The following is an 11,458-nucleotide window of genomic DNA, read 5'->3' on the forward strand; positions in this document are numbered from 1 at the left end:
GCGCTTTCACTACTCGCTCTTTTTGAGAAAAACAAAAAGGAGCTCAAACAAACCGTTCAATCGCTAACGCAGCAATCCGCTAAGGTTAGTGATTTATTAAAGTTTTGTCATTCCTGCGAAGGCAGGAATCTCTTAGCAAATAGATAATAAATTTTGGCTAAGAAAGAACATAGCGATTAAGTGCGTTAGGGATAGAGGCATTTGTTGAAGCTCTTTTTTGTTTTTCACAAAAAAAGCGACTGCCGAAAGCCCGACCTTTAGGTAACGCCAAAAAAGAATAAAAGTCTAATTTAACAGATACCCACTTTCATGGGCATTAAGATGGAAAAGATAAAACATTACGTTCAAGGTTCTTGGACAACAGGAAAAGAAGAAGGAACACCAATCTTAGATGCAGTAACTGGTGAAGCATTTACTAGCGTTGCAATAGAAGGTTTAGACGTTCCCGAAATTTTAAACTACGGACGAACAAAAGGAGGAGAAGTACTTCGTAAAATGACCTTCCAAGAGCGTGGAAACATGCTTAAAAAGTTAGCATTATATCTTACCAAAAGAAAAGATGCTTTTTACGATTTAAGTTACAGAACAGGAGCAACTAAAGTAGATAGTTGGATAGATATTGAAGGTGGTTTTGGTAACCTGTTTGCAAACGCGTCGTTACGAAAATTGTTTCCTAATCAACCGTATCATGTAGAAGGCGATGCTATCGATTTGTCTCGTGGTGGTCGCTTTATGGCCCATCATATTATGGTACCTAAAAAAGGAGTTGCAGTGCATATTAATGCTTTTAACTTTCCGGTTTGGGGCATGTTAGAAAAATGTGCAGTCAACTGGATGGCTGGAGTTCCTGCTGTGGTATTACCTGCACCTTCGTCATCCTATTTAGCAGAAGCAGTTGCAAGAACCATTATAGATTCTGGAATATTGCCAGAAGGCGCATTACAAATCATAAACGGAACGGTTAAAAATATTCTAGATACTGTAGAATCTCAAGATGTAGTTACCTTTACAGGTTCTGCACAAACCGGACGATTACTAAAAGCGCATCCAAGATTAATTCAAGAATCTGTGCCTTTTACTATGGAAGCCGATTCTTTAAATGCGTCTATTTTAGGAGAAGATGCGGTTCCTGGAACACCAGAATTCGACTTGTTTATCAAAGAAGTTAGAAAGGAAATGACGGTTAAAGCTGGGCAAAAATGTACAGCGATTAGAAGAATCATTGTTCCTGAGAAATTAGTAGACGATGTGCAAATTGCATTAGCAAAACAACTAGATAAAATCACCATTGGAGACCCAAGATTAAAAGAGGTGAGAATGGGTTCTTTGGTTAGTCATCAACAAGTACAAGCGGTTCGAGATTCGGTAAACGATTTGTCAAAAGAAGCACAAATTGTTTATGGTAATTTAGATGCAATTAAGACCATTGGAGCAGATGCTAAAAAAGGCGCTTTTATTAGTCCGATTTTATTACGAGCAGATAAACCATTTCAAAATACTGTCATTCACGAGCGTGAAGCTTTCGGACCAGTAAGTACCATCATGCCGTATAAAAATTTAGAAGAAGCCATTACTTTGGCGCAAATGGGTAAAGGGTCGTTAGTGTCTTCTATTGCTACCAATGACGATAAAATTGCTAAAGAGTATGTGATACATGCAGCATCTCATCATGGTAGAATTTTAGTTTTAAATAGAGAAAGTGCGAAGCAAAGTACAGGTCATGGTTCGCCATTACCATATTTAGTACATGGAGGTCCAGGACGTGCTGGTGGAGGCGAAGAAATGGGAGGAATGCGTGGCATAAAACACTATTTACAGCGTACAGCCATTCAAGGTTCACCAACAACGATAACGGAAATTACAGGAATATATCAGCAAAATGCAAAATATAAGGAAGCAGAACTGCATCCATTTCAATACCATTGGGAAGATATTCAGCCTGGTATGTCCCTAAAAACACATAAGCGTACATTAACCGATAATGATATCCAGAATTTTGCCAATTTAACTTGGGATCACTTCTATGCTCATACAGATATTACATCTTTAGACGGAAGTATTTTCGAAAAGAGGACAGCGCATGGGTATTTCATTATTTCTGCAGCAGCAGGATTATTTGTATATCCAAATAAAGGTCCTGTAGCAGCTAATTATGGCTTAGATAGTATCCGTTTTTTACGACCATTATATCATAACGATACTATTTATGTGCGTTTAACTTGCAAAGAAAAAGTGGATAGAGATGTTGCTTCTGCAGAACACCCAAGTGGTATTGTAAAATGGCATGTGGAAGTTTTTGATGCTAATTTTGAAAACCGTCCCGAAAGTCAGAAAACAGAAAAAGATAGTCCGTTAGTAGCTGTTGCAACCATATTAACGATGGTAGAGAAAAAGCAAGAAAGCTTTGTAGAGATGACTTCGGAAAAAATAAATGTATGTCTTTCAAATTTAAAAGCAGATGCGAAACCTAAATGGGGAATTATGACACCTCAGCATATGATTGAGCATTTAGAATATACCTATAAAATTGCTTCAGGTGAAATTCAAGATTTTGAAATTGCTACACCTTCAATCATTTTAGAGAAAGTGCATCATAGTTTGTATAATTATAAAAAGTTTCCAAAAAACAGTCAGTTTCCACAGTTAGAAAAAGATACATTAGATGATTTAAAGCATGCAGATTTAGAAACAGCAATTGAAAAATTTAAAGAACAAAGAGAAAAGTATATAGAATTTTATAAAGAGAATCCAGAGGCGAAATTGAAGAATTTAGTCTTCGGAGAATTAAATAAATATGAAGCGTATCTTTTAGAACGCAAACATTTGAATCATCACTTTGAGCAATTTGGTCTCTTATAAAGTCACTGCGCACCTGTTGCGCAGTCGCATTAATGTTAACGGAAAACTTTAATGCAGTGGCATATATAACAACTAAATGTCCAAAAAATATTATACATACATTCTAACACACGAAAGAAATCACATCTTTTATGTTGGTGTAACAAATAATATGGAACGAAGAATGCATGAACATAAAGCAGCAACCTTTGGAACGCACGTTGGACATTATAATATTAAAAAATTAGTTTATTTTGAAGAGCACTCAGATATACGGATTGCTATTAGAAGAGAGAAGACTATTAAGAAATGGAAAAAAGCATGGAAGAAGAATCTAATAACAGAAAGGAATCCAGATTGGATGGATTTGAGTTTAGATTGGGATCTTTCCAAGTACAATAAGAATTAAAAAAAATACGAATGCGCAACAAGTACGCATTGACATACTAAGAATATGAACACACCATACGTAAAACTAGTAATTAAAAACGAAGTAGGATACATAGAGTTTTTCCATCCTGCACACAACTCTTTACCAGGAGATGTTCTTGCAAAACTAGCGCAAACTATTACCGGAGCTGGAACTAACGACGCTATTAAAGTTGTTGTTCTTAAAAGTGGCGGAGACAGAACCTTTTGTGCTGGTGCTAGCTTCGAAGAACTCATAAACATCAACGATGCAGCAACAGGAAAAATATTCTTTTCTGGTTTTGCAAACGTAATTAATGCGATGCGTACATGTCCGAAATTTATTATCGGTCGTATTCAAGGGAAAACCGTTGGTGGTGGTGTTGGACTTGCAGCTGCAACCGATTATTGTATGGCAACAAAATTTGCTTCTATTAAGTTAAGTGAATTAAATATTGGTATTGGACCATTTGTTGTCGGACCAGCAATAGAGCGTAAAATGGGATTAAGCGCCATGTCGCAAATAGCAATAGATGCGAATACATTCTATTCGCCAGAATTCGCAAAACAAAAAGGTTTATATACTCATGTTTTCGACACAACAGAAGCATTGGACGAGGCTGTAAAACAAACCGCAGAACACTTATGCACATACAATACAGAAGCCATGCTCGAAATGAAAAAAGTATTTTGGCAAGGAACAGAAGATTGGGATAAGTTGTTAGCCGAAAGAGCGGCAACTAGTGGAAAATTAGTGCTGTCAGAGTTTACAAAAGAAAAATTAAAAGGGTTTAAGTAAGATGATTTATTCTTTTAAAGGTTACACACCAGTGGTGCACAAATCTAGTTTCGTACATCCTTTGGCTGCAGTTACAGGAAACGTCATCATTGGTAAAAACTGTTACATTGGTCCTGGCGCAACCATTCGTGGCGATTGGGGACAAATTATTTTAGAAGATGGTGTCAACGTACAAGAAAATTGTACCGTTCATATGTTTCCTGGAAAATCTATTACGTTAAAAGAAAGTGCACATGTTGGTCATGGAGCCATTATTCATGGAGCAAATTTAGGACGTAATTGCTTAATTGGTATGAATACCGTAATTATGGATGATGCCGAAATTGGAGACGAATGCATCGTTGGAGCTATGGCATTTGTAAAAGCAGAAACCAAAATTCCAAACAGAAGTTTAGTAGTAGGTAATCCTGCTAAAGTAATTAAACAAGTTAGTGATGAAATGATTGCTTGGAAAACCAAAGGCACCCAATTATATCAACAATTACCAGCAGATTGCCATGAAACTTTAAAGGCCGTTGCACCTTTAAGAGAAGTGCCAGAAAATATGAAAATACAAGAGGATGTTTATAAAACACTTCGTGATTTTATGAAGAAATAGTTGGGCGTTACCACAAGGGTCGCGCTTTACACTATATCTTTTTTACTTGTTCTCGATACAAAATTGCTAAAAAGCAATTGCACTCGAACCGACGTAAAAAAGGATGCCGTTGCAATCGCTAACGCAAATTGCGGTAAAAATTAAAGAAAGAATAAACTAACAAACGCTAGTTAATAAAGATGTCGAAATTTGAATTAAAAATGCCTAAAATGGGTGAAAGTATTACAGAAGGAACCATTATCAATTGGTTAATAGCTGAAGGAGATACTTTTGAAGAAGGAGATATTATTCTGGAAGTTGCTACCGATAAAGTAGATAATGAAGTGCCAGCACCAGCATCTGGTTCATTGATAAAAACTTTATTTCAAGCAAAAGATGTTGTTCCTGTTGGAGCAGTAATTGCTGTTTTAGAAATTTCAGAAGAAGTAAATTCTTCAAAAAATATAAAGGACTTGTCTAAGCCAGAAGAGTCACCTACTAAAAAAACAAAAGCACCCAAAAAAACAAAATCTATTCAGCAAGCATCAATATCTGCGTCAAATTCTTTTTCTGTTACTAATTCCAACATTTTCTTTTCTCCTTTAATTATAAAAATAGCAAAAGAACACCACATTAGTTTTGAAGAACTTGCACGAATTCCTGCAACAGGTCACGAAGGTAGATTACGTAAAAGTGATGTATTTCAATATATTGAAGAAGGAAGACCATACAAATTTGCGCAACCAATAGCAGAAAAAGATCCAACTGCATATCGCATTCCGCAATTAGAATTTGATAAAGGAAAAGGTAAAATCATCGAAATGGATAGAATGCGTCAAATGATTGCAGATCATATGGTGTATTCTAAACACACTTCACCGCACGTTACTGCTTATGTGGAAGCAGATTTAACCAATATGGTAAACTGGAGAAACGCTAATAAAATAGCTTTTCAAGAAAAACATGGTGAGCGTTTAACGTTTACACCATTATTTGTAGAAGCAGTAGCGAAAGCAGTAAAAGATTTTCCAAACATTAATGCTTCGGTAGATGGAAATAATATTATTGTAAAAGAAGCTATTAATATTGGGATGGCAACCGCTTTACCAAGTGGAAACTTAATTGTTCCTGTTGTGAAAAATGCGGATACTAAAGATTTAAAAACCATTGCTAGTAATGTAAATGTTTTAGCTGGAAAAGCAAGAGAAAATAAATTAGCAGGAGATGATATTAAAGGAAGCACTTTCACTATATCAAATGTAGGAACCTTTGGTAGCGTCATGGGAACTCCAATTATCAACCAACCGGAAGTTGCCATTTTAGCACTTGGAATCATTAAAAAAAGACCAGAAGTAATTACCACAGAAAAAGGAGATGAAATTGCTATTCGTAGTATGATGTATTTATCCCTTTCTTTTGATCATCGTGTTGTTGATGGGTTTTTAGGAGGTAGTTTTGTGCGAAGAGTAGCTGATTATTTTGAGCAATTTGATGTAAATAGAGAAATATAACACAAACAGAAAACTTAAGATGAATAAAGACATACTAAAAAAAGGATTTTCAAAACTCTGTACAGCGAAAGCAATGGCAGAATTATATGAAGCTAATTTTAAACAAGTTTCAAAATATGTGCATGCCACTTCTAGAGGTCATGAAGCCATTCAGATTGCTTTAGGAATGCAATTATTGCCTCAGGATTATGCATTTCCATACTATAGAGATGATGCTATGTTATTGTCTTTTGGGCTAGAGCCTCATGATCTTATGTTACAATTGCTAGCAAAAAAAGACGATCCGTTTTCTGCAGGAAGAACGTATTATTCGCATCCAAGTTTAAAAGAGGATGATAAACCTAAAATACCACATCAATCTTCAGCTACAGGAATGCAAACCATTCCTGCTACTGGAGTTGCCATGGGAATGCAGTACAAAGAATTACAAGGTCTGGATGATAAAACACTTAAAGACTTACCGTTTGTCGTGTGTTCTTTAGGAGATGCTTCTGTAACCGAAGGGGAAATAGCAGAAGCGTTTCAAATGGCAGCTTTAAAACAAATGCCAATTTTATATTTAGTACAAGATAATGGTTGGGATATTTCTGCAAATGCAGCGGAGACGAGAGCGCAAAATGCATTTGAGTATGCAAAAGGTTTTCATGGCTTAGAAGCGATTTCCATTGATGGAGCAAACTTTATAGAAAGCTATGAAGCTGTAGAAAAAGTAATACATACCATTCGAACAGAACGTAGACCGTTTTTGGTACATGCTAAAGTCCCTTTATTAAATCACCACACATCTGGTGTTAGAATGGAGTGGTATCGTGATGATTTAGATGAAGCCCGTTCTCGAGATCCATATCCAGTTATAAAACAACAATTACTAGCTAATGGTTTTACAGATACTGAGATTGAAGTAATAGAAAATTCCGCGAAAGCGAAAGTAGAAGCAGACTTTAAAAAAGCATTACAAGCAGAGGATCCAAAGCCAGAAGATTTATTTACCAACGATTTTGTGCCTACACCAATAACCGAAGAAAAAGGGGTGAGATCACCAAAAGGGGCAGATAAAGTGGTGATGGTTGATTGTGCATTATTTGCTGTAGAAGAACTGATGCGAAAACACAAAGAATGCTTGCTTTACGGACAAGATGTTGGAGGAAGGCTTGGTGGCGTTTTTAGAGAAGCAGCTACATTAGCTCAAAAATTTGGGGATGATAGGGTTTTTAACACCCCAATTCAAGAAGCATTTATTGTAGGTTCTACAGTTGGTATGAGTGCTGTTGGGTTAAAACCAATAGTTGAGGTACAGTTTGCCGATTATATTTGGCCTGGATTAAATCAATTATTTACAGAAGTAAGTAGAAGTTGCTACTTATCTAACGGAAAATGGCCAGTAAGCATGATACTTCGTGTACCAATTGGTGCTTATGGTAGTGGTGGACCATATCATTCGTCTTCTGTAGAAAGTGTAATTACTAATATTCGAGGGATAAAAATAGCCTATCCAAGTAATGGAGCCGATTTAAAAGGATTAATGAAAGCGGCTTATTACGATCCAAATCCGGTTGTGATTTTAGAACATAAAGGGCTGTATTGGTCTAAGGTACCGGGAACTTTAACTGCGACTTCTGTAGAACCTAGTGAAGATTATGTACTTCCTTTTGGAAAAGCATGGCTGTTACAAGAAATTTGGAAACAGGAAAATGTAGAAACTTTAACGATTGTTACTTATGGCATGGGAGTGCATTGGGCATATAATGCTTCCGGAGAATTAGGAATGCGAGATCAAATTGAAATTATTGATTTACGTACCTTATTTCCATTAGATGAAGATACGATTATGAAATCTGTAAAGAAAACAGGAAAGTGTTTGGTGGTGACTGAAGAGCCTTCCAATAACAGTTTTGCTAGAGCCTTAGCAGGAAAAATTCAGGAAGAATGCTTTAGGTTTTTAGATGCTCCAGTAATGACGATTGGTAGTGAAAATATGCCAGCAATACCTTTAAATTCCACTTTAGAAGAAACGATGATTCCTTCTACGGAAAAAGTAAAAGCTAAGATAAATACACTAATTAATTATTAGTTAATTATAAAGGGATAAAATAATGTATTCTGTTTTTCAAATTATTTTGTATATTGAACTCTTAAATTAATAACTTAATAAAACATGAAAAAATACATTTCACTTTTAAGCTTAATCGCTATATTTTTTGTTGGTATGCAACAAACACAAGCACAGGATTCTAGAGTAGCAGAATCAGAGCGCCCTGAAGCAATAGCTAAAAAACAAACTTATGAGTTACATCAATTAGTTGAGTTAACTGGTGACCAACAGGTAGAAACATTTAAAGTATTAGTTGATTTAGCATATAACGAGAAAGGTTTAGAAGGGAATAATGATATTGCTACAGTTCAAAAAGCAAAGTCTACTTTATTAGAAGCTGCAAATACTAAATTAAGACAAATCTTAACTCCAAGTCAGTATGAAGCGTATCAAAAATCTTTGAAAGAATCTTACAAAGAGAAAAAATAATATAATTGTATATAAAAAAAAACCACTCTATTAATTTAGAGTGGTTTTTTTGTGCTTATTATTCGTGTAAGCCGGGCGGATATTTCTCCATTATTTTAGTAACAAATTCTTGTATTCTTTCTTCTTTTTTATTTTGTGACAAATAGCCTGTGCCTTGCCCTTGCCATACGAGTTCTTTTTTACTAGCCTCAATTAAATCTATATAAAGTATGCCTTCTGTAGATTTCGATACGGTATTATAGTTATTCCAATACCAAGGACTCCATCCCCAACCATATCCATAAGGGCCAAAATTGTTATTGTTATAGACATTTATTTTTTCTCTAGATTTTGTAAAAATACTAACTAATAGATCTGGGTTTTCAGACTTTGTAAAACCTTTGGCTAATAGTTCAGATTCTATAGCTCTTAAAATTCTACGTTTGTCTAGATCATTAATTTCGGCTTTGTCAATTCCTGTTTTAAAGAAAGCAAAGGTTTTAAAGTTATTAAAATTTACTTGTCTGTCGTAATCGGAAGCTACTCTAACCGAGTTACACGAAGTGGATATTACTAATAATAGTAATAGCGATGTGATGGATAATAGATGTTTCATAATTGCAGTTTTTTAAATTTTTCTAATTCAATAAAGCATCATCTACGTGATTTGGAAGTGTTACTTTTAAATTAGGTTCTATTTCCATGGCACGTTTAATAGCAAACTCTGCCCCCGAATTTCGTGCCCAACTTCGTCTTGAAATCCCGTTGTTTACGTCCCAGAAGAGCATGGTTTTTAATCGTTTAGATGCTTCTATAGTACCATCAAGAACCATACCAAATCCACCATTTATAACTTCTCCCCAACCAACGCCACCACCATTGTGTATACTAACCCAAGTGGCACCTCTAAAGCTGTCACCAATTACATTTTGTATCGCCATATCTGCTGTAAAGCGAGAGCCATCATAAATATTACTTGTTTCTCTATATGGAGAGTCTGTTCCTGATACATCATGATGATCTCTACCTAAAACAACATATCCTATTTCTTTTTTTGCAATAGCTTCATTAAATGCTTGTGCAATTTTCATACGTCCTTCGGCATCTGCATACAGTATTCTTGCTTGTGAGCCAACTACCAATTTGTTTTCTTGGGCTCCTTTAATCCATGTAATATTATCTTGCATTTGTTGCTGAATTTCTTCAGGAGAATTTCTCATGATCTCTTCTAAAACGTCACATGCAATAGTGTCTGTTTTCGCTAAGTCTTCTGGCTTTCCTGAGGTGCAAACCCAACGAAATGGACCGAAACCATAATCGAAGCACATTGGCCCCATAATATCTTGAACATAACTTGGGTATTTAAATTCACGTCCAATTGTTGGGTTTTGGGCCATTACATCTGCTCCAGCACGAGAAGCTTCTAATAAAAAAGCATTTCCATAATCAAAGAAATAAGTTCCTTTTGCGGTGTGTTTGTTTATCGCTAAGGCATGACGACGTAATGTTTCTTGAATTTTTTCTTTAAAAAGCTTTGGGTTATTTGCCATCATCTCATTTGCTTTTTCGAATGAGATGTCTACTGGATAATACCCTCCAGCCCAAGGATTATGAAGAGAGGTCTGATCGCTTCCTATATCTATATGAATATTTGCTTCGTCTAATTTCTCCCAAACATCTACTATGTTTCCTAGATATGCTATAGAAATAGTTTCTTTTTCTGTTTTAGCTTTATTAATTCTTACTACTAACTCGTTTAAATCTGTGATTTTTTCGTCTATCCAACCTTGATCTAAACGTACTTGTGTGATTTTCGGATTTACTTCTGCGCAAACAGTAATACAACCTGCAATGTTTCCTGCTTTTGGTTGTGCGCCAGACATACCACCTAAACCAGAGGTTACAAAAAGGTTTCCTTGTGGTTCTTTTTTTATTTTTCTAAACGCATTTAAAACGGTTATTGTAGTGCCATGTACAATTCCTTGTGGTCCAATGTACATGAAACTTCCCGCAGTCATTTGTCCGTATTGTGTTACGCCAAGTGCATTGAATTTTTCCCAGTCGTCTGGTTTTGAGTAATTAGGAATCATCATACCATTAGTAACTACAACACGTGGTGCGTTTTTATGACTAGGAAATAATCCCATTGGATGCCCAGAGTACATTACTAGTGTTTGTTCGTTATTCATTTCGGCCAAATACTTCATGGTAAGTCTGTATTGTGCCCAATTAGAAAAAACGCCACCATTACCACCATAGGTAATTAATTCGTGGGGATGTTGTGCAACTGCATAGTCCAGGTTATTTTGAATCATAAGCATGATTGCGGCTGCTTGTTTCGATTTTGCTGGATATTCGTCTATTGGTCTGGCGTACATTTTATAATCTGGACGCAGACGATACATGTAAATTCTTCCGTAGGTTTCTAATTCGTTTTTAAATTCTGGAAGTAATTCTGCATGTTGTTTTTTATTAAAATAACGTAGAGCATTACGGAGTGCTAGTTTTTTTTCTTCAGCAGTTAAAATAGCTTTTCGATTAGGTGCGTGATTTATTTCTATTTCGTATACTTTAGTTTCTGGTAAAATATCTGGTATACCTTCTAGTATTTGCTCTTTAAATGTCTTCATTATAATTTGCTTTACTTTTTTTTAATTGTTTTACCTGAAGTAGAAGAATTATACCCATAAGGACAATGTCTACATCCACTCTCGCAACAGTAACCACGTTTTAAATGGTATTGTGCAGTGAAACATTTGTAGCCTTCTGGAGTTAAGTAATAATCGCCTTCTTCTATTGGAACAAATTTCTTCATGTAACAAATA

General features: G+C 35.6%; 10 protein-coding genes. 7 read left to right on the forward strand and 3 right to left on the reverse strand.

Annotation, left to right across the window (positions count from 1 at the left end; all coding sequences use genetic code 11):
• Positions 1 to 321 precede the first annotated feature (321 nt).
• From paaZ to ACVC3Y_RS09995, 7 genes are all read left to right on the forward strand, one after another.
• Positions 322 to 2,859 (forward strand): phenylacetic acid degradation bifunctional protein PaaZ, encoded by a 2,538-nt coding sequence (paaZ, locus tag ACVC3Y_RS09965; protein WP_452226780.1) that lies wholly within the window; start codon positions 322 to 324, stop codon positions 2,857 to 2,859.
• Between the two features lie 76 nt (positions 2,860 to 2,935).
• Entirely contained in the window at positions 2,936 to 3,247 is a 312-nt protein-coding gene (locus ACVC3Y_RS09970) for a GIY-YIG nuclease family protein (protein ID WP_303421880.1), read from the forward strand.
• 45 nt (positions 3,248 to 3,292) lie between these two features.
• A complete protein-coding gene (locus tag ACVC3Y_RS09975) occupies positions 3,293 to 4,045 on the forward strand; it encodes an enoyl-CoA hydratase/isomerase family protein (RefSeq protein WP_452226781.1) in 753 nt (250 codons plus the stop codon).
• Position 4,046: 1 nt separating this feature from the next.
• Positions 4,047 to 4,643: an acyltransferase gene (locus ACVC3Y_RS09980; protein ID WP_452226782.1), complete on the forward strand. Its 597-nt coding sequence runs from the start codon at positions 4,047 to 4,049 to the stop codon at positions 4,641 to 4,643.
• A gap of 179 nt (positions 4,644 to 4,822) precedes the next feature.
• Positions 4,823 to 6,133 carry a dihydrolipoamide acetyltransferase family protein gene (locus ACVC3Y_RS09985; protein WP_452226783.1) on the forward strand — a complete coding sequence of 437 codons (1,311 nt, stop codon included), beginning with the start codon at positions 4,823 to 4,825 and terminating at the stop codon, positions 6,131 to 6,133.
• 19 nt (positions 6,134 to 6,152) lie between these two features.
• The gene (locus ACVC3Y_RS09990) at positions 6,153 to 8,204 is read left to right on the forward strand and encodes an alpha-ketoacid dehydrogenase subunit alpha/beta (protein WP_452226784.1); all 2,052 of its coding nucleotides are present in this window, start codon (positions 6,153 to 6,155) and stop codon (positions 8,202 to 8,204) included.
• A gap of 84 nt (positions 8,205 to 8,288) precedes the next feature.
• Positions 8,289 to 8,654: a hypothetical protein gene (locus ACVC3Y_RS09995; RefSeq protein WP_303421870.1), complete on the forward strand. Its 366-nt coding sequence runs from the start codon at positions 8,289 to 8,291 to the stop codon at positions 8,652 to 8,654.
• A 58-nt stretch (positions 8,655 to 8,712) separates the two neighbouring features.
• Here the strand turns inward: ACVC3Y_RS09995 and ACVC3Y_RS10000 are convergent, their stop codons facing one another.
• Genes ACVC3Y_RS10000 through ACVC3Y_RS10010 form a run of 3 tightly spaced genes read right to left on the reverse strand, consistent with a single transcriptional unit; the run spans position 8,713 to position 11,448 of the window.
• A complete protein-coding gene (locus ACVC3Y_RS10000; protein WP_303421869.1) occupies positions 8,713 to 9,249 on the reverse strand; it encodes a DUF4136 domain-containing protein in 537 nt (178 codons plus the stop codon).
• A 22-nt stretch (positions 9,250 to 9,271) separates the two neighbouring features.
• Positions 9,272 to 11,263 carry a urocanate hydratase gene (locus ACVC3Y_RS10005; RefSeq protein WP_452226785.1) on the reverse strand — a complete coding sequence of 664 codons (1,992 nt, stop codon included), beginning with the start codon at positions 11,261 to 11,263 and terminating at the stop codon, positions 9,272 to 9,274.
• A gap of 11 nt (positions 11,264 to 11,274) precedes the next feature.
• Positions 11,275 to 11,448 carry a DUF5522 domain-containing protein gene (locus ACVC3Y_RS10010; protein WP_303421865.1) on the reverse strand — a complete coding sequence of 58 codons (174 nt, stop codon included), beginning with the start codon at positions 11,446 to 11,448 and terminating at the stop codon, positions 11,275 to 11,277.
• Between the last annotated feature and the right edge of the window lie 10 nt (positions 11,449 to 11,458).

The sequence above is a fragment of the Lacinutrix cladophorae genome, assembly GCF_053604645.1.